The sequence below is a fragment of the Streptomyces sp. Mut1 genome (assembly GCF_030719295.1).
Classification (GTDB): Bacteria; Actinomycetota; Actinomycetes; order Streptomycetales; family Streptomycetaceae; genus Streptomyces; species Streptomyces castrisilvae.
The window spans coordinates 2,882,072-2,907,052 of sequence record NZ_CP120997.1 but is presented as its reverse complement, the minus strand read 5'-3'; the positions used below and the strand labels follow the sequence as shown (position 1 = coordinate 2,907,052).

Genomic DNA, 24,981 nt, shown 5'->3' with positions numbered 1-24,981 from the left:
AACTGTGCTGGAGCGTTTCAGGAACCGGGCCATGGGCCCGGCGGACAAGGTCATCGCCCTGGCCGTGGGCGTCCTCCTGCTCGCGGCAGCCGCTTTCGCGGTCGTACGGATGCTGCCGGAGAAATGCGGTGACGGCTTCGAGGAGGCGGCGAAGGAGTGCGTCGGCGTCACCGCGGGAGTCCTGGACGGTGACCCGGAGCTGAAGAGCCTGATCAAGGCCGTGGCGGACGAGAACGACCGCGTGGAGAAGGGGTGGAAGGACCCCGAGAACGGCCGGGCGCGCATCCCCTACGTGCGGATCGCCCTGATGATGCCGTTCACCACGGACGCCACGAGCGCGATGAGTACGGCGCAGATCGCCCGCGCCCTGGTGGGCGCCCATGTGGCACAGCTCCGGGCGAACGCACAGGCCGGGCCCCACTACCAGCTGCTGCTGGCCGATGACGGCAAGAACCTCGACCACTGGCGGCCCGTCGTCGACCGGCTGGCGCCGATGGCCGCCGACAAGGAGTCGCCGCTCGTCGGCGTGTTCGGCATGCCCAACAGCAATCCCGACACGCTCGCTGCCGCCAACGCGCTTTCCGCGCACCGGATTCCGACGATCGGCCCGATACTCACGTCGACCACGATGCAGGCCGGGTACTTCTTCAAGACCTCGCCGTCGAACGACCTCCTGGTGCGGGCACTGGACGCGTACCTGGAGAGGAAGCCGGGGGGCGGAACCGGCTTCCTGGTGTCCGACCGGCGGGAGCGCGACAGCTACTCGGCGGATCTGAGGGACGTCTTCCTCAAGCACTTCGGCGAGAAGTACGGGCTGAAGCAGCGCCAGGCGTCCTATCTCGGACTCATAGGTGACGACAAGGGCGTCCCGCAGCGCTTCGCCGACGTGGCCCGGAGCATCTGCCTGACCAAGGCGGACACGGTGTTCTTCGCGGGCCGTGATCACGACCTGCCCCATCTGGTGAACCGTCTGGCGAGCGAGCCCTCCTGCACCCACGACCAGCCGACCCGCATCCTCAAGGTGGGAATCGGCATGGACCCCGAGTCGACCGGGCCGGACATCACCGCACACCTGCGTGACTCCCGGATCACCCTCGTCGGCGCGGCCTCGGTCGACACCCTGTCCTGGGAGAGCGCCGACCGCCTCACGGCCGGGCCCCGGGGCTTCCTGGAGTACTTCGAGAAGCTCCGCAAGCGCCTGCCGGACGCCCAGGCATGGGGTGCGAAGCCCCTGGACGACGGCTATGCGGTCATGTACCACGACGCCTTCACGGTGCTCGCCCAGGCCACCGACCGGGCGTACGACGACATCAACGGAGAAGGGGAGGACCCGAAGGGCGACGAGCCGGCAGCCGTTGACCTGCCCAACCACGACGACGTGTACAACACCGTCGTCAACATGAACATCCTGGGCACCGAGACCGGCGCGAGCTGCGTCAACTGTGTGCGCGGAGCCAGTGGCACCTTCGGCTTCGACGATTCCCCGGACACCCGCAAGTGGGCCGTCTGCAAGCCCGTGCCCGTCATCGAGTACCCCACCGCGCCCACCGCGGGCAAGGGCGCCAAGCCCGCCCCGGTGTACCGCACCTACGAGGACGACTTCGACGGCTCCTGCCCCTGAGCGGCCCGCCGAGGTCCTTGCTCGGCCCGCCCCCGCGCGGGGGCGGGCCGGCTCGGCCATGGCGTCGCCGAGGGCTGTCCGCTCACGGAGCGCGGAAGACTTCCTCGGCCGAGGACGCCGTGGCGGCGCGTTGGAGCCACTCGTGCAGGATCTCGGGGTCGGTGCAGGTGGTGATCTGCTCGCGGATCGAGTCGGTGACGGCGATGCCGCGTACGCCGAGAATCAGCAGGAGGCTTTCCGCCCGGCCTTCCGCCCGGCCTTCCGCCCGGCCTTCTGTGCGGCCCTCGTCCCTGATTTCTTCCGACATGAAGGACTTGTAGAAAGAGGTGTCCACGGCCACCAGGTTCCTCCACTGTTGCGCGGCCGGGCGGCTGCCCAGACCCTGTGCGGTGAGTTCGACGATGGGGTCGGTGATGTTCTCGGGCGCGTCCCGCAATGCTGCGGACAGCGTTTTCAGTATGGCACCGACGTCGGGATTGTCTGCGTGTGTGAGGGCCGGCCGCGAGGTCCCGCGGAAGGCGCGGTCAGGCTGGGTAGAGCGTGTGTCGTTCCGAGATCTGGTCGGGGGCGAGCCCGTCAATGGCCATGTTTCCCGTCCAGAGCTGATCGCGGTTGGCATACGTCGAGTTGAAGCGAACGCACTTGCCGCCGGGTTCCAACTTCCACCTTTGTTCCTGGAAGTGAGCGATGCGGTCGCTGCCGCACACGAACGCCCGAGTGGCTTGTGTCAGCATCCATTGGGCCAGTTCGGTCTCGCCGGCCGTGGGGCGTCCGCAGTGGCGGGCCATCTGCCACAGGCGTCCCCACTCGACCCCGGGAGTCAGGGGGCCGACAACGGCGACGTCTCCGAGCCGGCGTTCGTCGAGGTGATGGGTGGCGTACCCGAAGACCACGCCGAACATGACGTACACGGTCACTCTGCTGCTGCCGGTCAGCCCGCCGCCGGATGCCGTGGGCGGCACCTTTGCTCAGCAACCGTCGCCGTCACCGCAACAGGTTGGAGGATTGCAGTCCTTCGCCACGCCCCACATCCGCTCGTCGACGTAGAAGCCGGCTGCCTTGACCCGCTCCACGACGGAGCCGATCAGCGGGCGTGTGCGGACGGTGGCCCCCGGTTCGTGATCCAGGAAGTAGCCGAACTGCTCCTGACACCAGGCGGCGTAGGCGCGGGTGTGAAGCGCGAACGAATGCCAGCCCGGGTCGACGATCCGGGACGGGGTCATGTCGAACGCGCGGGCGTCGCCCATGACCTTGAGGAAGGCAAGGGCTTGGTCCACGACATTTCGGGCCGTGCACATCTCGTGCCCGTACTCCGCGGCACAGAATTCGGACACCTTCTCGAACAGTTCGGGATCGAGGAGATCCCGTCCGCGCCGCAAGGCGACAGAAGTTTCCATCGTGGTTGTCATGGCGCACCCTTCGTCACTTCGGGAATCGACACCTCATCGTGACCGGGTGCGGGGCCGGTTTCTAGGCGGTTTCCTGTTCGCGCAAAAGATCGTCCCGGATCTTTCCGACCAGCGCTCGCATCTCTTCACCGGAACAGGCGGCCGCGCTGAACCCCTCGAACTTGGATACGTACAGTGCGATGTCCCTGGGATCGGTCACCACCGTTTCCGCGTGGACCGTCTCGATGGCTACCGTTCGGTCATCTTTGATCGAGAACGAGTGCCCGGGAAAATCATGCTGCGGGGCAGACAATTCGACGACCCTGATGTCCACATTGGGCAGTCGGGATGCCGAAATGATTCGATCGAGCTGTCCGACCAGCACCAAGGGTGGAACGATCCGCCATCGCAGAACCGGCTCCGTGATGATGAAACGGAAGGTTTTGCCTTCTGAGTACAGGACACCCTGCCGCGCCAGTCTTGCGCCGATCGTGCGTTCCAACTGTGCTTCGCTCAAGTTCCGTCGAGCGAAGACCGCCCGCACGTATTCGGGTGTCTGGAGCAGGCCGGGGACGAGAGAGGGCTGGAACAGGCGCAGCAGTGTGGTCTGTGATTCGATGGCCTGAACCTGCTGCTGTTTGCGGCTGTAGCCCAGCCGCCGAATCAGCCGCCATGCCGTGGCTTCCGTCGCCGCTTCCCTGGCCGTAGCCATGTACTCGGCCTTCACCTCGTCCGATACGCCTATGGCGGTGAGGATGCAGTCGACATCGGTGACACTCGGAGCCGTGTTTCCGTTCTCGATCTTCGACAACTTGGACCGGGACATGGCAGCACCACGGGCAACTGCTTTTGCTTCGAGTCCGGAAGACTCCCGCAGTTCCCGCAGCGCCGGCCCAAGGCTGTATTTATTCACTCGCCGTATTTCGACCACCATTCAGCGAAGGGAACGGCGTGTTCCATCGCCGTGTCCCTGAACGTCAGGAAATCCGGCAGTCGGTCCTCTCCGACGAATTCGGAGCCGGTATACCCGCCGTCCTGCGTGTAGCTCATCGTCCCGACAGCCCGCTCGTCGAACATCCAGAAATCCGGTGCATCCGCGATGGGGTTTCCCTGGACGGTGGTATCCAGGATGTAGAACTCCTCACCGGCGGTCATGTTGCGGCGGTATCCCCAGGACAGCTCGAAGCGCAGATAATCCGTCAGCGGGCGGGCGAGAACGTGTACGCGATAGATCCGCTTCCCTGACCGGACCGCGTTCCCGACCGTTGTGATCCAGCCGGCTGTTCTGTAACTCTCCGGCTGCGGCTCTCCGGCCAGAAATGCTTGGTATGCCTCCATGCCGCCCGATTTGCTGTAATCGTCCAGAGTCTCGAGCCGGAAGGCTTCTCGTTCGAAGTCGGCGAGCCAGTTTCCGATGGACTTAGATGAGGTTGTCACGCATGGCCTTTCGGATGAGCTCGACCGGAATTTCCACCAGCGTCTCGTGAGCGGGAACATTCAGCCCGTGGTCGGCTAAACGGCTTCCCTGGACGGCAAGTGTTCCCCGGTCCGTGGCGTAGATCGCAGGGCACTCGCCCTCGTCGCACTGGCCCACCAGTCGTGTCAGCTTCACGGAGTCTCCTTAGGGACGAGTGCGGTGATCCGATGCTTGCTTGTCCCGTTGCCAGGGAGCAAGAGGGTTGAGTTTCCGTTACTGGAAACCGCCGGTCCGGCAGTCGCGGCAGGGGCCCGGTTCTGGGGCGCGGAAGGCGCGGTTGCAGTCGTCGCAGTTCTGGAGGGGGATGACGGTGGGGGCCGGACGTTGCGGGGTGAGGTCCGCGGGGGCCGGGAGCGGGGGTGGCAGGAGGGTCGTGATCCGGTGGCGGAGCAGCCGCGCCGGGTGTGTGACCGGTGCCGGGAGGCCCGTGGTGAGGGCGCGGCGGATGGTGTCGGGGTGCGCGTCGCGCTCCAGCCAGGTGGCGACCCCCGGGGCGAGGGCTGCGATGTCCGCCTCGGAGAGGGTCAGTTCGCCAGCGTGGCGACGGAGGTCTGCCAGGAGCAGGGCGGCGGTGCGGTGGAGGGCGTCGGTAGGGGTGCGGGGCTGGGGGAGCGGTGCCGGGAGCGGTGTGGCTGTGGGGGCAGGGGCAGGGGCAGGGGCAGAGGCGGGGATGGGCGGAGGTGTTGGGGCAGCGGCGGGCCGGGGTTGGAGGCGCGTTGGGGGTGCGGGGCGCTCGGGGGTGGTGCCCGGCCGGTTGTGCGACTCCGTGCGCGTCACCACGCGGCCGTCCCGGAGGCGTACGCGGGTGCGGCGCAGATAGCCCGCCGCCTCCAGCTCGCGCAGGGCCGCCGCGATGCGCATCTCGCTCTCCGGGAAGCGGGCCGCGAGCGTCTTGACGCCGACCTTCGCGCCCTCGGGCAGCGACTGGATGTGGACGGCGAGCCCGATCGCCAGGAGGGAGAGCGCGTCGTGCTGGGCCAGGTGGTTGCCGATGACCGTGAAGCCGGACGCGTGGTGGGTGTTGACGTGAATGACACCGGAGGTCGGTGTGACGTCGCCGGGAGGACCGGGCGGGGCGCACGGGGGCGCGATAACCTGCTGGGCAGTCATCGGGAAGGTCTCTTCTTCCTCGGTGGTCAGGCCCCGTCCGGGATTTGCTTCCCGGTCGGGGCCGACTTGTGTCTGACGTGGATGCCGCGAGCATATGCCCGGCAACCTGCCCCAAATCCAGCCCAGTTGCCATTTGTCACCCGCGCGAGTGATGAGGGTTCGTACGGGGTCGGGTGGGGTGGGGTTGGGTTCTTTCCCCGGTTTCTTTCAAGCATTTGATGTCGTGGCGCACCGGGTCGCGGATTTCCACGACCCATGGACGAGGTCGTGGATTTCCGCGACCCGGTGGACCGGTCGCGTCACGGTACGAGGTCGAGTTCGGCCCACACCGTCTTGCGTGGAACCGGCCCCAGGGCCACGCCCCAGCGGTCGGCCATGGCCTCGACGATCAGCAGGCCCCGTCCGCTCTCGGACTGTTCGTCGGGCGCGGATGCCGCCACGGGCAGTCTGTCGCCCTTCGTGTCCGTCAGCTCGATCCGCAGCGTGGTGTCTTCGCTTACGGTCACGGCCAGTTGGAAGTCCCGGCCCGGCACCCTCCCGTGCACCGCCGCGTTCGCGGCCAGCTCGGCGACGATGTGCGCGGCCGCCGCCGAAGGCAGGCCCCAGAGGCCCAGATGCACCACCGTGAGCAGTCGGGCGAGCCGGGCGCCCCGGCGGGTGGGGGAGAGCCGAACGGTGAACGCGCGCTCGGTGATGGGCCGTTGAAGGCCGGCAATTTGTTGGTTCACATCACTCAGCGTGGCCGCGTCTGCGTACCGTGCACAGTGACCGAGCCCTTGCGTACGGTGACTGTCCGGCGCTTGTCCGGCGTTGTCCCGGCTGTCCGGAGTGACGTGTGGGGACGGGGACGGTTGAGGAAGAACGGCACGCACGTCGGAAGTGGGGCACGGATGAGTGTGGACGCGGTCGGCAAGGACCGGAGCACCAACAGTGAGTCGGACGAGCATGGTTGGGACGTCGATCCCGAGGACGAGTCGGGCGCGGCAGTCGTCGCCGCCGTGGGCCGCCAGCTCAAGGCGTGGCGCGAGGCGTCGGGGATGCGGGCTGCGGAGTTCGGGGCGCTGATCGGGTACGGGGAGGACCTCGTCTACAAGGTCGAGGGCGGCAGGCGCATCCCCCGGCCGGAGTACCTGGACAGGTCGGACGACGTCATGGGCGCGAACGGCAAGATCGCCGTGATGAAGCAGGACTTGGCGGTGGTCCGGTATCCGAAGAAAGTTCGGGATCTGGCGAAGATGGAGGCGCTCGCCGTTGAGATGGCGGTGTATGCCGAGCACGGCATCCACGGTCTCTTGCAGACGGAGGGGCATGCCCGTGCGCTGCTGGAGACGCGGCAGCCGTCCTATTCGCGCGACGAGGTGGAGCGTGGGGTGGCGGCCCGATTGGCTCGACGCTCGATCTTCGACCGTACACGGGCCCCGGCGCTCAGCTTCGTCCTGGAAGAGGCTGCACTGCGTCGGCCCATCGGCGGCAGAATGGAGTGGCGAAGGCAGTTGGAACGCCTACTCGCCATTGCACAGTTGAGGAACGTGTCGCTTCAGATCATGCCCCTCAACTGTGAGACTCATCCTGGGCTGGACGGTGGGATCGAGGTGTTGAAGTTCGGGGACGGTACGGCTGTGGGTCGTTCGTGGGGTGCGTTCAGCGGGCGCCCCGTCACCGACCCGAAGCAGCTCCGGATCCTGGAACTGCGGTATGGCATGATCCGGGCCCAGGCCCTGACGCCAGCGGAGTCACTGGCCTTCATCAAGCAAGTGCTGGGAGAGACATGACTGACAATCCCTCCGCCGGGGACGCTTCTGCGATGAACTGGTTCAAGAGCAGCTACAGCGACAGCAGCAGCGGCAACAACTGTGTCGAGGTCGCCGCTGCCCCCGACACCGTCCTCGTACGAGACTCCAAGAACACGCGGGGGCCCATGCTCGCCTTCGAAGAGAGTGCATGGGCGGAGTTCACCACGTACGCGGCGGAAGGCTGACTCCGACATGGCTGACCAGCTGACGTGGGTCAAGAGCAGCTACAGCAGCAGTGGTGACGGAAACGACTGCGTCGAGGTCGCCGCCGCCCCCCGCGCCGTCCTCGTCCGGGACTCCAAGGACGCGGGCGGCCCCCGCCTCACGCACGCCCCGCGCGCCTGGGCGGCCTTCGTCGCGTACGCGGCGCTCGGCTGAGGGGGCCGCGTGGCGCATCCTCAGCTGCCGTCCACCGAGGCTGCCGTCACCGCCGTGCGGGAGGTCGCGAAGGCGTACAACCTGGAGGTCACCGTCACCGACGACATCGGGACCGACCAGACCTCCCGGCGTACGTCGGCGGGGGCGTTCGCCGTGACCGACGCCGACGGGTCGCTGCCGCACGAGGCGTTCATCGAGCTGGGCGGGGCGCCCGCCGTCACCGTGCAGGTCTTTCCGGAGGACGACGCGCGGATCTCCGTCGACGGGGTGGTGTTCGACGACGTGCCCCGCGACTCCGTGCCCGCGTTCCTGCGGTCCGTGTACGGCGGGACCGCGTACGTGAGGAGCCGGTTCCTCCCGCCGGGGCAGTGGCTCGTCGTGCCGTTGCCGGGGGACGAGACGTACAAGGAGCTCGTGCCGCGCACCATGCTCAGCCCCTGGCTCTCCCGTAGCTTCCGCAGCAGCTGAGGAGGCGCGGTGGGGAAGGGGGAGGAGGAAGGGGAGGGGGAGGACGTCGAGAGGCTGACGCGGCTGTTCGAGGTGCTCGGGGCCGAGGACGCCGAGGGGTGGGCCGAGGCGGAGCGGGATCTGCCGCAGCTCGCCCGGTACCGGTTCCTGCGCATGGTCTGGCAGGACATCGACGCCTGGAGCACCACCGCGCCCGACTGGGTGGCCGCCTACCGCGGGGAAGGCGTGGCCGGCGGGGCCGTCGAGCGGGCCGTCCGGCTCGGGGTGACACCCGATGAGCTGGGGGAGATTGCCCGCGAGGTGGCCAGGGAGACCGCGTTCGCGCTGCTCCAGGGGATGGACGACCCGGAGCGGGGCGAGGTGCCGGATGAAGTGGAGGGGCGGCTGCCCGGGTGGTTCCTCGGGGAGCTGTCCGAGCACGGTGAGCCCACCGGGCGCGTACTCGGCGCCCTGCACGAGGACCTGAACGAAGCGGAACCGCAGACCCCCACGACCCGTACCCGTACCCGTACCGAAGGAGACGAGACATGACCGCGTTCGACGTGATGGAACGGCGGATATGGGACGGGCAGGCCGACGCCTACGCCCGCACCGCCGCCCGGCTCTGCGTCCGCACCGTGCCCGCCCTGCTGGACGCCGCCGAGGTGGGGGCCGGGACGCGCCTGCTCGACGTGGGGTGCGGCACCGGCAACGTGACCGCCGCCGCCGTGGCGCGCGGAGCGTTCGTCCGGGCCGTGGACGCCGAGCCCGGCATGGTCGCGGCGACCCGGCGGGCCGCGCCCGGGGCCGAGGTGCGGACCGGGACGCTGCCCCAGCTGCCGTACGCCGACGGTGAGTTCGACGCGGTCGTGGCCAACTTCGTGCTCAACCACGTCGGCCGCCCGCTGGACGCCCTCGTCGAGATGCGCCGGGTCATCCGGCCGGGCGGCAGGATCGCCGTCACCATCTGGCAGCTGCCCGGCGCGCCGGGCCAGGCGCTGGTGGGCCGGGCCGCCCAGGCCGCCGGGCTGACCCGGCCGGACTGGCTGGCCACCGTGGACGAGGAACGGAACTTCGCGCGCACCCCGGACGGGGTGGCCGCGCTGCTCACGGCCGCCGGGCTCGGGGACGCACGGGGCGAGACGCACGCCTGGGAGCACCGGGCCGATCCGGAGGACTGGTGGGCGGGTCCCGCCGCCGGGATCGGCGCGGTCGGCGGGATGGTCACCAGCGCGGGGCCGGATGGCGTGGCCGCCGCCAAGCGCGAGTACGACGTGCTGTGCGGCGAATTCCTCGCGGACGACGGGCTGTTGTCGCTGCCGCACGTGGCGGTGCTGGGTCAGGGCAGGGTGTAGGAGACGCCCGGCTGCCACGGCGGCGGGTGCGCGACCAGGCTCTCCAGGCGGGTACCCGCGAGCAGGCAGTCCAGGGACCAGCGGTTCGCCGAGTGCGCGATCAGGAGGACGTGGCCGCCGTCCCACTCGGCGGCCAGGTCGCGCAGGAACGCGGCCGTCGCGTCGAGCACGTCGCGGTAGCTCTGGCCGCCGGGCCAGGGGCGGTCGATGTGCCGCGTGCGCAGCGGATGCAGGACGGCTGTCGGGCTGCCGTTCAGTTCCCCGTAGTCGCATTCCCGCAGGCGTGGGTCCTGGCGGAGCACCGGGACCTCCGGGCCGGTGAACGCGATCCGGGCCGTTTCGACGGCGCGGGCCAGGTCCGAGGTGTAGACGGCGTCGAGCCCGGTGCCGCGCCGCCGGCCACCCAGTTCGGCGGCCTGGCGGCGGCCGGTCGGGGAGAGCCGGCCCGGGAGCCATCCCGTGGCGATGCCCGCCTCGTTGTCGGTGGTCGTCGCGTGCGACTCGTACACGATCCGCACCGGCATGGCGGGCCCCCTCAGTTCTCCGTGACCGTGACCTTCTCGTCGTTGTTGAGCTGCTCCACCAGCTGCTTGACCTTGGCCTTGTCCCAGACCAGGTTGCCGCCCGTGGAACCGGAGATCGGCATGTTCAGCGAGGTGCCGTCGCCGCCCGTGACGTCCTTCAGGGCGAAGAACATCTGGCCCAGGGACCACAGCGACATGTCCTTGTCGACGATCAGCGTGTCCAGTCCCGCGCCCAGGGTCGGGTACAGCTTGAACGGGTTGATGATCGTCGAGACCGTCGCCGTCTGGCTCGCCAGCGCCGCGAGGAACTTCTGCTGGTTCTTCGTACGGTCCAGGTCGGAGGTGAAGGCGTGGCGCGTACGGACGAAGGCCAGGGCCTGCTGGCCGTCCAGGGTCTGCTTGCCGGCCTGGAAGTCGGCGCCGGAGTACTTGTCCTTGAACGCCTTCGGAATGTCCAGCTCCACCCCGCCGATCGAGTCCACGATCTTGGCGAAGCCGCCGAAGCCGATCTCGACGTAGTGGTCGATGTGCAGGCCGGTGTTGAACTCGACGGTACGCACGAGCAGTTCGGGCCCGTCCGTGGCGTACGCGGCGTTCAGCTTCGTCGTACGGCCGGTGGCCGGGTACTTCTTGCCGGACTCGGAGCCGACGAAGGAGGGGATCTCGACGTTGGAGTCACGGGGCAGCGAGACCAGCGTCGGGCCGTTGCCGCCGTCGTGCAGGATCATCATCGAGTCGGTCCGCTTGCCCTCGGCCGAACCCGTGTGGAGCCGCTTCTTGTCCTCGGACGTCATGCCCTCGCGGCTGTCGGAGCCGACGATCAGGTAGTTCGTCCCGTCGCCCGCCTTCGGCCGCTCGATGACCTTGGACAGGTCGACGTCGCGGTTCAGCTTGGAGTCGGCCCAGAAGTACGTGCCCACGGAGACGCAGAGCACCGCGACGACCAGGACCAGCGCGCCGATCCTGATCCGGCGGCCCCAGTTCGGCGCCGCGCCGGGGCGGCCCCGGACACGGCCGCCGTCGCCGGGACCTCCGCCGTGACCCGCGCCACGGCCGCCGTCTTCGCCGCCGTAGACCTGGCCCGTGTTGTAGCCGCTGTCGTACTGCGGCCGGCCTTCGTCGTAGCCGGCCGGCTGCTGCGGCACCGGGCGCTGTCTCGGCGGCGCGGGGCGCTGCCGAGGCGGGGCCGGGCGGCGCTGGACATGCGGCATGGAGCGGGCGCTCTCGGGGCGCTCGCTCCCGCTGCCCTGCCCGTAGCGGTTACCGCTGCGGTTGTCGTCGGTCCAGCCGTCGGGCCAATCGTTCATACGGACCAGTGTGCAGGCCGGGGCCATCCCTCTTACAGGGTGTGAGGAAAATCGGACCAGGGCTGTTGCGAAGCTGATGCATTGCGACGCTCTCCAAGCCCCCACATAAGGTGGACGGTATGACAGATCAGGCCACGCGCCCGGAGGGCGACATTCCGGCCAAGCCCACCGCGGCCTCCCGGACCACCCTCAGCCACATCATGACCGGCAGCGACACCAATCTCCTGGGTACCGTGCACGGCGGTGTGATCATGAAACTGGTCGACGACGCGGCGGGCGCCGTGGCCGGCCGGCACTCCGGCGGGCCCGCTGTCACGGCCTCGATGGACGAGATGGTCTTCCTGGAACCGGTCCGGGTCGGCGACCTCGTGCATGTGCGGGCCCAGGTCAACTGGACGGGCCGCTCCTCCATGGAGGTCGGCGTCCGGGTCATGGCCGAGCGCTGGAACGAGTCGACGCCCGCGACGCAGGTCGGCAGCGCGTACCTGGTGTTCGCGGCGGTGGACGCGGACGGGCGGCCCCGCCCCGTACCGCAGGTCGTCCCCGAGACGGAGCGCGACAAGCGGCGCTACCAGGAGGCCCAGATCCGCCGCACGCACCGGCTTGCGCGGCGCCGCGCGATCCGTGAGCTGCGGGAGAAGCGGCTGGCCGACGGCATCGAGGACTGAGCGGCGCGGGGCCGGCCGCGGGGCGCGGGGTTGCGGTGTTTCACCCCGGCAGCCTCACGGGCACGTCACCTCGTCGCCCTTCACCGCGTCGAACTTGCCCGTCTCCGGCTCCTCCGCGTGGACCGGGGTCACCTTGTGGTAGTCCTCGCCCGCGGTCACGTTCAGCGTCGCCCCCTGGCCCTGCACCGCCCGCAGCTCCGCGCCCGGCAGGGCCGCTGCCAGGGTCTTCGCGGAGCGGTCCCAGCGGGGGTCGTACGTGACCAGGGTGTGCTTGAGGTCGTGCTGCGGTGAGGTGAGCGGGGCGCGGGTGGTGTCGAAGCCCGTGGCGTGCAGCGCCGCGTCGACCGTGGAGCCCAGGCCGTCCTTCTCGGTCCCGTTGTAGACCTGGACCCGGATCTGCCGCGGCGGCACGTCGACCTTCTTCGCGGCGGCCTGCGCGGCCGGTCTGGCGGTCGCCAGGGGTTTGTCCTCGCGCAGGGCGGTGAACAGCTGCTTCGACTTGGCCGGGTCCCATCTGACCGTGGAGCCGATGCCCTTGACCTGGTAGGCGACATCGCTCATCGGCACCGAGGCGAATTCCGACGACGAGGGGGAGAAGCCGCGCATCGCCTGGCCGATGGAGAGCATCTGCTCCGTGTCGAAGCCCCGGTCGGCCCGGACCGACTTCAGCATCGTCGAGGCGACCTCGCGGAGCTTCACCGGATTCAGCAGGACCCCGCTGCTCGTCGCCCGCGTGATCAGCGCGGCCATGAACTTCTGCTGGCGCTGCATCCGGCCCAGGTCGGCGGCCCCGTCGATGTGCCGGGAACGTACGTACTGGAGCGCCTGGCCGCCGTCCAGCGTGTGGGTGCCGACCGCGAGGTCCAGGCCGGTGTAGGAGTCCTTCAGCGGCTTGGCCGTGCAGATCTTCACACCGCCGAGGGTGTCGACCGTCGTCATGAAGCTGGTGAAGTCGACCTCCAGGTAGTGGTCGATCTTGACGCCCGTCATGTGCTCGATGGTGCGTACGGTGAGGCTCGGCCCACCCTCCGCGTACGCCGCGTTCAGCTTCACCGGGTGCGCCGCGTGCTCCTCGCCGGTCGTGCGGTCCCGGTGCGCGGGGATCTCCGCGTAACTGTCGCGCGGCAGGCTGACGACGCTGGCGCGCTCCTTGTCCGCCGACAGGTGCACCAGCATGATCGTGTCCGTGCAGTGGCAGGGCTCGCCGCCCAGCCGGTACTTCTGCTTCTCCTCCTTGGTGATCTTGTCGCGCCCGTCGGTGCCGACCAGCAGCAGATTCATGCCGTGTCCGCCCGCGGGCCGGTTCTTCATGTCCTTGAACGGGTCGATGCGGTCGATCCCGCTCTCCAGGTTCGTCACGACCGCGTGCCCGATCCCGCCGGCCCCGAGCACGAGGACGGAGAGCCCGGTCGCCATCCGCATGCCCCAGCGCGGCCGCTCGTCCGGCCTTCTGGGCCGCCCCCGCCGCGAGGGAGGAGCGGTGCGTGGCCTGGGCGGACGGGGGGAGCGATGCGGCGTGGGCACGGGGGACACCTCCGCGGTGCGAGGGGGACCGTTCGCACGGTAGGCCCATATGATCTGCATCCCGGGAGGCCCCCCGGCGGCGCGCACTGCTGTCCCCCATTCGCGGTAACGTGGCGGCCGAATACCGCCGCCCGGTGGGGTGCGAACCCCCGGCGCCCCCGAGGACCCCCCGAGGACCACATGTCTGCCGCGCAGCCTCCCGCCGTCTCCGTGATCATGCCGGTGCTCAACGAGGAGCGTCATCTGCGCAACTCCGTCCGCCACATCCTGGAGCAGGAGTACGCGGGGGAGATGGAGGTGGTGATCGCGCTCGGCCCGTCCACGGACCGCACGGACGAGATCGCCGCCGAGCTGGTCGCGGAGGACCCCCGGGTCCACACCGTGCCCAACCCCACCGGCCGCACCCCCGCCGCCCTGAACGCCGCGATCCAGGCATCCGGCCACCCCATAGTCGTCCGCGTCGACGGCCACGGCATGCTCTCGCCGAACTACATCGCGACCGCCGTCCGGCTCCTGGAGGAGACGGGCGCGCAGAACGTCGGCGGCATCATGCACGCCGAGGGCGAGAACGCCTGGGAGGACGCCGTCGCCGCGGCCATGACATCGAAGATCGGCGTCGGCAACGCGGCCTTCCACACCGGAGGCGAGGCGGGCCCCGCCGAGACGGTCTACCTGGGCGTCTTCCGCCGGGAGGCGCTGGAGAAGGCCGACGGGTACAACGTCGAGTTCATCCGCGCCCAGGACTGGGAGCTGAACTTCCGCATCCGCGAGGCCGGCGGCCTGATCTGGTTCTCGCCCGAGCTGCGCGTCCAGTACCGTCCCCGCCCCTCCGTACGGGCGCTCGCCAAGCAGTACAAGGACTACGGCCGCTGGCGCCACGTCGTCGCCCGCTACCACTCCGGCTCCATCAACCTGCGCTACCTCGCGCCCCCGACCGCCGTCGTCGCCATCGCGGCCGGCCTCGTGGTGGGCGCGGCGGTCACCCCGTGGGCCCTGATCGTCCCGGGCGGCTACGCCGCGGCGATCGTCGCCGGGTCGCTGCCGGCCGGCAAGGGCCTGTCGCTGAAGGCCCGAGCCCGGATCCCGGTGGCGCTGGCGACCATGCACATGTCGTGGGGGTACGGCTTCCTGACGAGCCCGCGCTCGCTGGCGAAGAAGGTCATCGCGAGCCGCCGCCCGGCGGTCACCGCGCCCGGCACGCCGGTGGCCTGACCCGGACACGAGGAAGAGGGGGCGCCCGGCCGGACCGGGCGCCCCCTCTCGCGTACCGAAAACTCCTACGGCGTGCGGTACGGCCAGTACACGTCCATGCAATCGTCCGTCTTCGCGCCGTTCACGGCCTCGGTGCCCTCCAGCGGGTCACTGTCGTCGTCCTCGGCGCCCTTCGGCGCCTCGGCGCCCGTACGCCAGTCGGAGCCGACCGTGAGCGTCAGCCCCGCCCCGCTCGGGGTCTCCCTGACGGCGCTCGTCGGCAGCGACAGCGCCTTGGCCACGGACAGGGCGTCCGACTTGCCCTGCGCCCCGGCGCTGCGCGGGTACGTCACCTCGGTCGTCTCGGCGGACCCCGGATCGGACGTGGTGTCCGCCTCCGCGAAGCCCTTGGACTTCAGCAGGTCCCGGACCTCGGCCGCACGGCCCTCGGCGGGCGCCTGCCCGTCGGCCCCGGTGCCGTTGACCACGGTGATCCCGAGCGACGCCGGAGCACCGGCCTTCGGCCCGGCCGTCGCCGCCTTCTTCTTCGCCTTGGCCCGGTCCTTCGGGTCGAGCGACTGGTCATCGCGCAGCAGCGCCCACAGCTTGTCGGCGGCGCCGGGCTTCGGCAGCACGTGCGCGTCGGGGTCCTGGGGATCGGGGATGCGGGGCATCGTCAGCATGTTCATCTTGTCCAGCGGCACGTTCTTCAGCTGCATGCCGAGGTCGAACAGCTTCTTCACCGTGCCGATCTCCTCGGAGACCTGGAGCGACTTGGTCGCGGTCTCGGCGAGGTTCATCAGCCTGCCCGTGTCGGTGAAGGCGTTCTGGTTCTTGAGCTCGCGCAGCACGGAGTTCAGGTACATGTGCTGGGCCTTGGACCGGCCGATGTCGCTCTCGAAGGCGTGCCGGGTGCGCAGCCACTTCAGCGCGTCCTCGCCCTGGACCTTGTGCGTGCCCGCCTTCATCCGCAGGTACGAGCCGCCGGGCACGTTGGGCTTCGGCAGGTCGTAGACGTCCTGCTTCACACAGACCTCGGCGCCGCCCACGGCGTCCGCCATGGCGACCACACCGGCGAAGTCGACCATCATCCAGTGGTCGATGTAGACCTTGGTGAGCTGTTCCCAGGTGTCCAGGGTGCAGCCGGGGCCGCCGCGCAGCGACTCGTTGATGATGCCGTTGCTGGCCGGGTACTCCTTGTCGGTCTCCGGGTCCTTGCAGGCGGGTATGTCCACGCGGGTGTCCCGGGGAATGCTGACGACCGAGGCGTTCTTCCGGTCGGCCGACACGTGCAGCAGCATCTGCACATCGGCGAGCGGGGTGCCGCCGACGCTGTCCCGCGAGCCGCCGAGCTTGAGGTTCTCCGCGCTGTTACGGCTGTCGGAGCCGATCAGCAGGATGTTCAGCGGGGTCTTGCCCTCGGCGTTGGGGGCGGCCTTCTTCGCGGCGCTGTTGCCCGCGCTCCGCTCCCCCTTGCGGAGGTTGCTGTTCAGGTGCTGATACCAGAGGTAACCGGCCGCGCCGGTCCCGAGTATGAGGAAGGCGACGGAGAAGGCCGTCCACCGCAGCACGCGGTGCTTCTTCTTCGGCTTCCGGCGCCCGCCCCGGTTCCCGGCGCGATGCCCGCCCCCGGAGCCGCGGCCCTCGCCCTTGCCGGCGACGACGGTGGGCGTACCGGCGCCGTCCGTGTCCTCGTGGCGCTCCCCGGATCTGCGGCTGTGCGGGGGCCGCGGCCGCGTCCCCTCCCCAGGCGTGCTGCTCCGTCCCACCAGGACCCCCCTGCTGCTCAGACTCGCGGTATCGCGCGGTGACCCGGTGTCACTCGGCGCACTCTGCCTTGTCGGCGCTGGCCTTCGGGATGTCGATCTCCGTCGGCCCGGTGATCGGGGTCCCGGCGGCCTTGAAGTCCGCGCCCAGCGTCAGCACCATCGCCTCAAGTCCCTCGGCGTCGGCCGTGCCCTGCTTCATCGCGGACCCGGGCAGCCCCATCATCTCGGCGAGGGCGCGGGCCTGGTCCGCCTGGTTCGGGGCGTACTCCAGCGTCGTCTTGGCGATCTTCTTCGGTGCGTTGGCCTTGTTCGTGGACTTCAGGACGCCCTTGGTGTTCTGCAGCCAGGTGACCGTCTGCTGGGCGCCGCCGGCGACCTCGCCGCCGTTGTACACATCGACCCGGACGTCGCCCGCGGCCGCCTTGGTTCCCTTGAGGAGCGCGTCCTGCTTGCTCTTGGCCTTCTTCTTCTGCGCGGCCACCTCGGTCAGCGAGGTGTCGTCACGCATCATCGAGAACAGCTGCTCCGCCTTGGTGGGGTGCGCGACGACCGTGACGGGCTTGGGTTCCTCCGGGTTGTCTATCACCGGCATCGTGACGAACGTGATGTTCTTCGTGTCGATCTTGCTGAGCTCGGTGGCGAGCGAGCTGAGCTTCTTCACCGTGCCGATGGCCTTGTCGACCGTCAGTGCCTTGGTCGCCGCGTCCGCGAGCTTGTACAGCTTCGTCGGGCTGGTCAGGGTGTCGTCGGACTTCATCTGACGGATCATCGAGCCGATGAACTGCTGCTGGCCCTTGATCCGGTCCAGGTCACTGCCGTTGGCGAAGGCGTGCCGGGTCCGTACGAAGGCGAGTGCCTGCTCGCCCTGGACCGTGCTCTTGCCGGCCGGCAGGTCGAGCTTGGAGTCCTTGTCCTTGACCGCGTGCGCCAGGCAGACCTCGACGCCGCCGACCGCCGTGGTCAGCTCCTTGACCGCGTTGAAGTCGACCATCATGAAGTGGTCGACGGTCAGGCCGGTCAGCGCCTTGACGGTGTCCATCGTGCAGCCCGGGTCGCGGTCGTTCTGGCCGAGGCTGGTGTTGAACCGCTCGTGCGGCGTTCCCGGGATGGTCTTCTCCGAACCGTCTTCCTGCTTGGTCTTGCAGTCCGGGATGTCCGTGATGAGGTCGCGCGGGATGCTGAGCGCCGTGGCGTTGGTGCGGTCCTCGGAGACGTGGAACAGGATGTTGGTGTCGGCGTGGCCGGCGCTGCCCTTGTCGCCGTAGCCCTCGTTGCCCTTACCGGTGCGCTTGTCCGTACCGATGATCAATATGTTGAGGGGGGCGTTGGCGGTGATGACGTCCTTGTTGCCCCGGTCGCCGATGTCGACCGTGCTGAGGTTGCCGTTGAAGTGCTGGTACAGCCAGTAGCCGCCGGCCGAGACGCCGACGAGCAGGAACGCCATCACGCCGCCCGTCCAGACCAGCGCCTTCTTGCCGCGGGACTTGGGCGCCTTGCGCTTGCGGCGGCCGGGGGCGGCGTCCTTGGGAGCCGTACGGTCCTGGCCGCGCTGACCGCCCGCCGACCGGCGTCCGCCCTGGCGCGGCACCTCGGTGCTGCGGCGCGGGGAGTCGCCGTCGGGGGACCGGCGTTGGCCGCCGTCACGAGGGGTGCCCGTACGCCCGGGACCGCGCTGGGCCGGAGGCGTCGTGGAGCGGGGCGAATTCCCTCCGGATTGGTTCAGTCGCAGTTCGTAATCACCGGTGTCCGGGTTGAGAACCCACTGGTCTGCGGGATCCATGTCTTCCGCCCGCCCACGGCTTTGCGCATCCACGGTTACTTGAGTCCTCCGTCGGTGCCACGCGAGGCGCCTCCCCCGAAAAGGCACCCAGTCTTTCGCTCCAGAAGTGCGCGGCCGGATGGCCGGAAGCACCGGATCGCGTCACACTATCCGTCTCATTCGGCGTCCAGCGACGCGCGTGACACATTCCACGGCCCTTACAACTGGGCATTCTTCCCATTGCACGCCGAACGTTGGCGTCTGTTTGGCCATTGCTTTACTGCTTGCACAGGTCGGTCGCGGCATTGTTCCCCGAATAGGTGGGTGTGGGGGACGGCCCGGAGGCATCGGTGGAGTCCGTGCTCCTGCCGTCGTCGTTCCTGTCGTCGTCGTTCTTGCCGTCGTCCTTCTTCAGCTCGTCCGCGGGCACCACGGCGACCGGTTTGTCCGCGCGCAGCTGCTTGAAGAGCTTGTCCGCGTCGGGCTGCACCAATTCGTCCCGGTTCGCGTCGAGGTGGTACGGCTGCCGGGGCACCGTCAGGAACTGCACCTTGTCGGTGGGGACGTCACGCATGCCCCGCACCAGGTCGTAGAGGTCCTTCAGGCTGGCCAGCCCCGGGTCGGTGGTCAGCGCCTTGGTCGCCGCGTCCAGCACCGGGTAGAGCCGCGTCGGGTTGAGGAGGACGCCGTTGCTCTGCACCTTGTTGACCAGCGCGCCCAGGAACTGCTGCTGGCGGTCCATGCGGTCGGTGTCACTGCCGTTGCCGATCGACTTGCGGGCCCGCACGTAGCCGAGCGCCTGCTCGCCGTTGAGCTTGTGGCGGCCGGCCGCGAGCTTGAGGTGGGCGTCGCTGTCGTCGATCGGCTCCTTGAGGCAGATCTCGACCCCGTTGACCGCGTCGACCATGTCCTTGAAGCCGTTGAAGTCGATGACCATGTGGTGGTCGATGCGGATGCCCGTCATCTTCTCGACGGTCCGGATGGTGCAGGCGGTCCCGCCCATCTCGAAGGCCCAGTTGAACTGGGCGAACTGCGGCTTGCTGGCCGACTTGTCCGCCTTATGGCAGGTCGGGATGTCCACCATCAGGTCACGCGGGATCGACATGGCGGTGGCGCTCTTACGGTCCGCCGCCAGGTGCAGCAGGATCGTGGTGTCCGAGCGCTGGCTGCCGCCGTCGTCGCGGCCGTACTTGCGGTTGTCACCGGCCCGGCTGTCCGAGCCGATGAGGAGGATGTTCTCCGCGTCGTGGACGACGGAGACGGGCCGCTCCTTCTCGTACACCTTCAGCTCGGCCGCCGCCGAGGTGTCCGTATGGATGTTGCCGTCGAGCTTCCTGTACAGCCACCAGCCGATGCCCGCCGCGACGAGCACCACGAACGAGGTGCCGAGCGCGGTCCAACGCAGCCAGTGCCGCTTGCGCCTGACGGTGATGTCGACGGCCGCGCCCTCGTTCTTCGGACCGGGTTCCGGCGCCGGGCCGCTGCCCGAACCACTGCGCGTCTCCCCGCCGGGCGCGGCGGATTGCGTCTCGCCGTCCGGCGCGGACTGCTTGTCGCCGTCCGGGGCGGACTGCTTGTCGCCGTCCGGGGCGGACTGCTTGTCGCCGTCCGGGGCGGACTGCTTGTCGCCGTCCGGGGCGGACTGCTTGTCGCCGTCCGGCGTGTCCCGGGGCGTGTCCTGGTTCTCGCTGTCCGGTGCGTCCCCGGCTGCTTCCCGCTTGTCGCTGTCCGGGGTGTCCTGCTCCGCCGGTTCGCTGCCTGGGGTGTCCTGCCCGGCCGGTTCGCTTTCCTGCGGCCGGCTTCCGGCCTGCTCGCTTCCGGCCTGCTCGCTTCCGGGCGGCGGCGCGTCCGGTGTCCGGTCCCCGCTCGCGGCCGAGTCGTCGGGGTCGCCCGGAGTGCCGGCGCTTTCGGTCACGTCTGCGTCCATCCTTCACGTTCGGCGGCGCGCGCTGGGCCGCCGGTCGCAGAAGTAGACGGCTGAACCTCACGCTTGGTTGTGCCTCGGCGAGACATCCCTGGGGCAGACCCTCGGGGTCCGTACCGCAGATCATGTACCGGAGTTGAGCACCAGAGCGGAGGGCTCGGCCCACGATGGGCCGGACGGGTGCCCCTCGGGCCGCTTGTCGTACCGGCTACGAGGAGCACCCCGCCGTCACAGCGTCAGCGTGACCCGCTCGCTCTCCAGTCGCTGGGCCAGCGCGTCCGCGTCCAGCTCGCCGAGGTGGCGGCACAGGACCACGGAGCCTCCGGTCGCCAACGGCGCGTAGAGCCCGGCGCTGAGGCCGTCCCAGGTGTCGTACGTACGCCCCGACAGCAGCCGCGCCCCCTCGGCCAGGCCCAGCGCCGCCCCGTCCTCGCGGGCCCGCGCCACCAGTTCGGCCCCCGTGAACCCGGCCCCGCCCACCGTCAGCGCCAAAGCGTCCGGGTCCACCGGAGCGAACGGCGCGAACCGGTCGCCCTGCCCCGGCACCTCCACGGCATAGTCCGCGAACCCCTCGGGCGCCTGCGGGAACCTCCCGCCCAACGGGCGCAGCGCCAGGGCGATCCGCTCGCCCCGGCAGGCCCGCGCCGCGTCCAGCGTGTCCGGCCCGGTGACGACGAGGTCGGCGCCGGCCGGATCGCCCTGCACATCGGCGACGACACCGACCGAGGCGCAGGCCAGCAGCCAGACCGCGGACTGCCAGTGCGCGGGAAGCAGCAGCGCGAGCCGGTCACCGGGCTCGGCCGCCAGGTCGCCCTGGAGCAGATTGGCGGTCTTGGCCACCCAATTGGCGAAGGTGGCCACCGACAGTTCGACGCGTTCTCCGGTGGCGTCGTCGTAGAAGGTGACCAGGGGGCGGGCCGGGTCCGCGGCGAGCGCGGAACGCAGCAGGTCGGCAGGGGTGCGGTCGCTGGCGTTCATGTGCGGAAGGGTACGCGGCGGCGGCAGAGGCGCCCTCGTGCGGCGGCTGCCGCGTACACCGGTTCGGCAGACGGGCCGTCAACGACCCGGCACAATCCGGGTCGCCGGAGTTGTCCGGTTATGCCAAGGATCATATGTATGCGTGCCTTCACTGCATCCGCCATTGGTGTCACCTGCACGGCAGCGTTCGTCCTGCCGCTCGCCGCGCCCGCGGGCGCCGCCCCCGACACCCCAGCCCACGAAGCAGCGGCGGGCTCCGAACCCGCTGACCTGCCCGGCTCGACGCAGTCCCTGCCCCTGGACCCCCCGGCCGCGCCCTCCGCGCGGGCCACCGGAGCACCGGCCGGGGAGCAGGGACTGACCGGGCGCGCGGTCAGCCCGTTCTCCATGGCCGGGGTCGTCTGGGACGACGTGGACGCCGAACTCCACGGCACTGCCCAGGTCCGCACCCGCGCCACCGCGACGCACCGCTGGTCCGGCTGGCAGGACCTGGAGACCCACAACGCCGAACACGCCCCCGACCCCGGCGCCGCCGAACGCGCCCCGGGCGCGGTCAAGGGCTCCACCGCCCCGCTCTGGGTCGGCGACAGCGACGGCGTCGAGGTCCGGGTCCGCCCCAGGGCCCCGGACACCCGCGACGCGTCCGCCACCCCCGTACCGCTGCCCGCCGGACTGCACCTCGAACTCGTCGACCCCGGCAAGGACCCCCGGGACATCACGGGCGCGGCCGGCGCGGACCGGGCCGCCGGCCGCGCGGGTGCCCTACCGCCCGCGCCGAGCAGGTCCGGGACGGTGGCCGGCACCCGGCCGGCGTCCGCCGCCGAGCCGTACATCGGACCGCGCCCGAGCATCGTCACCCGCGAGGGCTGGGGCGCCGACGAGAAGCTGCGCGAGAAGACCTTCGCGTACACCTCGACCGTCAAGGCGGCCTTCGTCCACCACAGCGCCACCGGCAACAACTACACCTGCTCCCAGGCGCCCTCGGTGATCCGCGGCATCTACCGCTACCACGTCACGAGCAGCGGGTGGCGCGACATCGGCTACAACTTCCTGGTCGACAAGTGCGGAAACATCTACGAGGGCCGGGCCGGTGGCGTGACCAAGGCGGTCCTGGGCGCCCACACCCTCGGCTTCAACACCAACACCACGGGCATCGCCGTCCTCGGCACCTTCACCAGCACCGAACCGCCCGCCGCCGCCGTCACCGCCGTCTCCAAGCTCACCGCCTGGAAGCTCGGCCTGTCCGGCGCCGACCCGAAGGGCAAGGTGACCCTGGTCTCGGGCGGCAGCAACAAGTACGCGAAGGGCGCGAAGGTCAGCCTCGACGTGATCTCCGGACACCGAGACGGATTCGCAACCGAATGCCCCGGAGCGCGTCTTTACAAGAAGCTCGGGACGGCCCGGACCACATCGGCCGGCCTCCAGGGCCGCTGAGGACCCCAGGGGCACCTGCCGCGGACCCTCTGACCGAAGGGTGCCCCCTACGGTCTGCATACACTGGCCAGCCGAAGAAGCTGCCGGCCCCAGCAGGAAGCGAAGACAGTGCTGTGACAGAGGCAAAAGAAGCGATCCTCCTGGTCGGGGGCAAGGGGACCCGGCTGCGCCCGCTCACGGTGCACACGCCCAAACCCATGGTTCCGGCCGCGGGCGTCCCCTTCCTCACGCACCAGCTGGCACGCGCACGGGCCGCCGGGGTCGAGCACATCGTCCTCGCCACCTCGTATCTGGCGGAGGTCTTCGAGCCGTACTTCGGTGACGGTTCCTCACTCGGCCTGCACATCGAATACGTCACCGAGCGCGAACCGCTCGGCACCGGCGGGGCCATCCGCAACGTCGCCCACCGCCTCGCCTCCGGCCCGGACGAACCGGTCCTCATCTTCAACGGCGACATCCTCACCGGACTCGACATCCGGGCCCTGGCCACCTCGCACGCCGACTCCGGCGCCGACGTCTCCCTCCACCTGACCCGGGTCGAGGACCCGCGCGCCTTCGGCCTCGTGCCCACCGACGACACCGGCCGCGTCACCGCCTTCCTGGAGAAGCCGCAGACGCCCGAGGAGATCGTCACCGACCAGATCAACGCCGGCGCGTACATCTTCCGCCGCTCGGTCATCGACACCATCCCGGCCGGCCGCCCGGTCTCCGTCGAGCGGGAGACCTTCCCCGGCCTCCTCGCCGACGGCGCCCACCTCCAGGGCATGGTCGACTCCACGTACTGGCTGGATCTGGGCACCCCGCAGGCGTTCATACGGGGTTCGGCGGACCTCGTCCTGGGCCGTGCCCCCTCCCCGGCCGTCCCGGGCCGCTGCGGCGACCGCCTCGTCCTGCCCACCGCGTCCGTCGCCTCCGACGCCAAGCTCTCCGGCGGTACGGTCATCGGCGCCGACGCGGTGATCGGCGCGGGCGCCCGGATCGACGGCTCCACCGTGCTCGCGGGCGCGACCGTCGAACCCGGCGCCGTGATCACGGACTCCCTGGTCGGAGCGGGCGCCCGGATCGGCAGCCGTACGGTGCTGGCCGGCGCGGTCGTCGGCGACGGCGCCGAGGTGGGCGCCGACAACGAACTGCGCGAGGGCGTACGCGTCTGGTGCGGGGCGCGGCTGCCGGACGCCTCGGTGCGGTTCTCCTCGGACGAGTGACCTGACCGGCCACTCCCACCCGTACGGGGACCGGGTGGCCGAAAACAGCCGTACCCTCGACAGGCACCCCCGACAACCGAGGACCTCACCCGTGGCAGGACGATTCGCTCCCCGCGACGCCCGGCGCGCGCCCGTCCCGCACCAGGCGGCGGCCACGCCCGTACCGGCGGCGCAGACCCGCGTCTGGACCCCGCCGGGCCCGCTCGACCTGCGACTCGTCCTCGGTCCGCTGCGCCGGGGCCCCGCCGACCCCACGTTCCGGATGTCCGCCGACGGCTCCGTGCGCCGGGCCAGCCGCACACCGGCCGGCCCCGGCACGCTCCATGTCGTCGCCCGCGAGGGCCGCATCGAGGCAGCCGCCTGGGGGCCCGGCGCGTCCTGGCTGCTGGACCAGCTGCCCACCCTGCTCGGCGAGGGCGACGACCCGGCGGCCTTCACCCCGCGCCACCGCCTGCTCGCCGTGACCCAGCACCGCCGGCCGGGGCTGCGGCTGCTGCGCACGGGCCTGGTGCTGGAGTCGCTGATCCCGTCGGTCCTGGAGCAGAAGGTCACGACGGACGAGGCGTACCGCGCCTGGCGCCTCCTGGTACGCCGGTACGGGGAGCCCGCGCCCGGCCCGCAGGAGTACGGCCTCTACGTCATGCCGGACGCCCGCACCTGGTCGCTGATCCCGTCCTGGGAGTGGCACCGGGCGGGCGTCGACTCCAAGCGCTCGGCGACGATCCTGCGCACGGTGCGGGTGGCCCGCCGCATGGAGGAGGCGGCCGCCATGGAGCTGCCCGACGCGCTGACCCGCCTCCAGGCGATCCCGGGCATCGGCTCCTGGACGGCGGCGGAGACCCTGCAACGCTCGAACGGAGCGGCGGACGCGGTGACCGTCGGCGACTTCCACCTGCCCGGCATCGTCGGCCACGCCCTGGCGGGCAACCGCAACGCCGACGACGAGGAGATGCTCGCCCTCCTGACCCCGTACGAGGGCCAACGCCACCGCGCCACCCGCCTCATCCTGCTCTCGGGCGAAACCCCGCCCCGCCGGGCGCCCCGCCTCCAGCCCAGGGACATCGCCCGGCTGTGAGCCGAGGCCGGTTTCCGGGCGGAACCAACCCCGCCCGGCGGTGCATTCAAGCCC

At 70.3% G+C, this 24,981-nt stretch carries 27 protein-coding genes; 12 read left to right on the top strand and 15 right to left on the bottom strand.

Annotation, left to right across the window (positions count from 1 at the left end; genetic code table 11):
• Positions 1-4: 4 nt before the first annotated feature.
• Positions 5-1,621, top strand: coding sequence for a type 1 periplasmic-binding domain-containing protein (locus tag P8A18_RS12365; RefSeq protein ID WP_306054149.1), 1,617 nt, complete (start codon positions 5-7; stop codon positions 1,619-1,621).
• An 82-nt stretch (positions 1,622-1,703) separates the two neighbouring features.
• On the opposite strand, the gene P8A18_RS12360 is transcribed toward P8A18_RS12365, so the two are convergent.
• The 8 genes from P8A18_RS12360 to P8A18_RS12325 form a co-directional block, all read right to left on the bottom strand.
• On the bottom strand, positions 1,704-2,057 hold the full coding sequence (locus P8A18_RS12360; protein ID WP_371933666.1) for a hypothetical protein: 354 nt from the start codon (positions 2,055-2,057) through the stop codon (positions 1,704-1,706).
• 88 nt (positions 2,058-2,145) lie between these two features.
• Positions 2,146-2,523: a hypothetical protein gene (locus P8A18_RS12355; RefSeq protein ID WP_306054147.1), complete on the bottom strand. Its 378-nt coding sequence runs from the start codon at positions 2,521-2,523 to the stop codon at positions 2,146-2,148.
• 66 nt (positions 2,524-2,589) lie between these two features.
• Complete coding sequence (locus P8A18_RS12350) at positions 2,590-3,030, bottom strand: UCP032817 domain-containing protein (protein ID WP_306054145.1); 441 nt, start codon at positions 3,028-3,030, stop codon at positions 2,590-2,592.
• A 61-nt stretch (positions 3,031-3,091) separates the two neighbouring features.
• Positions 3,092-3,922, bottom strand: coding sequence for a helix-turn-helix domain-containing protein (locus tag P8A18_RS12345; protein ID WP_306060851.1), 831 nt, complete (start codon positions 3,920-3,922; stop codon positions 3,092-3,094).
• Complete coding sequence (locus P8A18_RS12340) at positions 3,919-4,446, bottom strand: DUF6879 family protein (RefSeq protein WP_306054143.1); 528 nt, start codon at positions 4,444-4,446, stop codon at positions 3,919-3,921. The genes P8A18_RS12345 and P8A18_RS12340 overlap by 4 nt, the downstream gene beginning before the upstream one ends.
• On the bottom strand, positions 4,430-4,621 hold the full coding sequence (locus P8A18_RS12335; RefSeq protein WP_306054141.1) for a hypothetical protein: 192 nt from the start codon (positions 4,619-4,621) through the stop codon (positions 4,430-4,432). The genes P8A18_RS12340 and P8A18_RS12335 overlap by 17 nt, the downstream gene beginning before the upstream one ends.
• 78 nt (positions 4,622-4,699) lie before the next feature.
• Complete coding sequence (locus P8A18_RS12330; protein ID WP_306054139.1) at positions 4,700-5,596, bottom strand: helix-turn-helix domain-containing protein; 897 nt, start codon at positions 5,594-5,596, stop codon at positions 4,700-4,702.
• Positions 5,597-5,895: 299 nt separating this feature from the next.
• Entirely contained in the window at positions 5,896-6,324 is a 429-nt protein-coding gene (locus P8A18_RS12325; protein WP_306054137.1) for an ATP-binding protein, read from the bottom strand.
• Between the two features lie 162 nt (positions 6,325-6,486).
• Between P8A18_RS12325 and P8A18_RS12320 the strand changes: the two genes are divergently transcribed.
• Genes P8A18_RS12320 through P8A18_RS12295 form a run of 6 tightly spaced genes read left to right on the top strand, consistent with a single transcriptional unit; the run spans position 6,487 to position 9,569 of the window.
• Complete coding sequence (locus P8A18_RS12320; RefSeq protein WP_306054135.1) at positions 6,487-7,368, top strand: helix-turn-helix domain-containing protein; 882 nt, start codon at positions 6,487-6,489, stop codon at positions 7,366-7,368.
• Positions 7,369-7,400: 32 nt separating this feature from the next.
• On the top strand, positions 7,401-7,574 hold the full coding sequence (locus P8A18_RS12315; protein ID WP_371933665.1) for a DUF397 domain-containing protein: 174 nt from the start codon (positions 7,401-7,403) through the stop codon (positions 7,572-7,574).
• Between the two features lie 7 nt (positions 7,575-7,581).
• Positions 7,582-7,767: a DUF397 domain-containing protein gene (locus tag P8A18_RS12310; RefSeq protein WP_306054132.1), complete on the top strand. Its 186-nt coding sequence runs from the start codon at positions 7,582-7,584 to the stop codon at positions 7,765-7,767.
• 9 nt (positions 7,768-7,776) lie between these two features.
• On the top strand, positions 7,777-8,235 hold the full coding sequence (locus P8A18_RS12305; protein ID WP_306054130.1) for a hypothetical protein: 459 nt from the start codon (positions 7,777-7,779) through the stop codon (positions 8,233-8,235).
• Between the two features lie 9 nt (positions 8,236-8,244).
• A complete protein-coding gene (locus P8A18_RS12300) occupies positions 8,245-8,766 on the top strand; it encodes a hypothetical protein (RefSeq protein ID WP_306054129.1) in 522 nt (173 codons plus the stop codon).
• Positions 8,763-9,569, top strand: a complete 807-nt coding sequence (locus tag P8A18_RS12295) for a class I SAM-dependent methyltransferase (RefSeq protein ID WP_306054128.1) — start codon at positions 8,763-8,765, stop codon at positions 9,567-9,569. The genes P8A18_RS12300 and P8A18_RS12295 overlap by 4 nt, the downstream gene beginning before the upstream one ends.
• Here P8A18_RS12295 and P8A18_RS12290 read toward each other — a convergent pair.
• Both P8A18_RS12290 and P8A18_RS12285 read right to left on the bottom strand, forming a co-directional pair.
• The gene (locus tag P8A18_RS12290) at positions 9,554-10,093 is read right to left on the bottom strand and encodes a histidine phosphatase family protein (RefSeq protein WP_306054126.1); all 540 of its coding nucleotides are present in this window, start codon (positions 10,091-10,093) and stop codon (positions 9,554-9,556) included. The two genes, P8A18_RS12295 and P8A18_RS12290, sit on opposite strands and share 16 nt — an antisense overlap.
• Before the next feature lie 11 nt (positions 10,094-10,104).
• Positions 10,105-11,400, bottom strand: a complete 1,296-nt coding sequence (locus P8A18_RS12285; protein WP_306054125.1) for an LCP family protein — start codon at positions 11,398-11,400, stop codon at positions 10,105-10,107.
• Positions 11,401-11,519: 119 nt separating this feature from the next.
• Between P8A18_RS12285 and P8A18_RS12280 the strand changes: the two genes are divergently transcribed.
• Positions 11,520-12,068, top strand: coding sequence for an acyl-CoA thioesterase (locus P8A18_RS12280; RefSeq protein WP_018552963.1), 549 nt, complete (start codon positions 11,520-11,522; stop codon positions 12,066-12,068).
• Positions 12,069-12,122: 54 nt separating this feature from the next.
• Here P8A18_RS12280 and P8A18_RS12275 read toward each other — a convergent pair whose 3' ends face one another.
• Positions 12,123-13,652, bottom strand: a complete 1,530-nt coding sequence (locus tag P8A18_RS12275; protein WP_445978193.1) for an LCP family protein — start codon at positions 13,650-13,652, stop codon at positions 12,123-12,125.
• Positions 13,653-13,772: 120 nt separating this feature from the next.
• Between P8A18_RS12275 and P8A18_RS12270 the strand changes: the two genes are divergently transcribed.
• Positions 13,773-14,804 carry a glycosyltransferase family 2 protein gene (locus P8A18_RS12270; RefSeq protein ID WP_306054122.1) on the top strand — a complete coding sequence of 344 codons (1,032 nt, stop codon included), beginning with the start codon at positions 13,773-13,775 and terminating at the stop codon, positions 14,802-14,804.
• Positions 14,805-14,869: 65 nt separating this feature from the next.
• On the opposite strand, the gene P8A18_RS12265 is transcribed toward P8A18_RS12270, so the two are convergent.
• The 4 genes from P8A18_RS12265 to P8A18_RS12250 form a co-directional block, all read right to left on the bottom strand.
• Positions 14,870-16,552 carry an LCP family protein gene (locus P8A18_RS12265; RefSeq protein ID WP_306054121.1) on the bottom strand — a complete coding sequence of 561 codons (1,683 nt, stop codon included), beginning with the start codon at positions 16,550-16,552 and terminating at the stop codon, positions 14,870-14,872.
• A gap of 49 nt (positions 16,553-16,601) precedes the next feature.
• Positions 16,602-18,365 carry an LCP family protein gene (locus P8A18_RS12260; protein WP_306054119.1) on the bottom strand — a complete coding sequence of 588 codons (1,764 nt, stop codon included), beginning with the start codon at positions 18,363-18,365 and terminating at the stop codon, positions 16,602-16,604.
• Positions 18,366-18,588: 223 nt separating this feature from the next.
• On the bottom strand, positions 18,589-20,226 hold the full coding sequence (locus tag P8A18_RS12255) for an LCP family protein (protein WP_371933664.1): 1,638 nt from the start codon (positions 20,224-20,226) through the stop codon (positions 18,589-18,591).
• Positions 20,227-20,463: 237 nt separating this feature from the next.
• Complete coding sequence (locus P8A18_RS12250; protein WP_306054117.1) at positions 20,464-21,213, bottom strand: TIGR03089 family protein; 750 nt, start codon at positions 21,211-21,213, stop codon at positions 20,464-20,466.
• A gap of 138 nt (positions 21,214-21,351) precedes the next feature.
• Here P8A18_RS12250 and P8A18_RS12245 point away from each other — a divergent pair, with 138 nt between their 5' ends.
• The 3 genes from P8A18_RS12245 to P8A18_RS12235 all read left to right on the top strand — a co-directional run bounded on the left by P8A18_RS12245 (position 21,352) and on the right by P8A18_RS12235 (position 24,927).
• Positions 21,352-22,647 carry a peptidoglycan recognition protein family protein gene (locus tag P8A18_RS12245; protein ID WP_306054114.1) on the top strand — a complete coding sequence of 432 codons (1,296 nt, stop codon included), beginning with the start codon at positions 21,352-21,354 and terminating at the stop codon, positions 22,645-22,647.
• Between the two features lie 113 nt (positions 22,648-22,760).
• On the top strand, positions 22,761-23,852 hold the full coding sequence (manB, locus tag P8A18_RS12240) for a mannose-1-phosphate guanylyltransferase (RefSeq protein ID WP_306054113.1): 1,092 nt from the start codon (positions 22,761-22,763) through the stop codon (positions 23,850-23,852).
• Positions 23,853-23,943: 91 nt separating this feature from the next.
• The gene (locus P8A18_RS12235) at positions 23,944-24,927 is read left to right on the top strand and encodes a DNA-3-methyladenine glycosylase family protein (protein WP_306054111.1); all 984 of its coding nucleotides are present in this window, start codon (positions 23,944-23,946) and stop codon (positions 24,925-24,927) included.
• Positions 24,928-24,981: the final 54 nt, after the last annotated feature.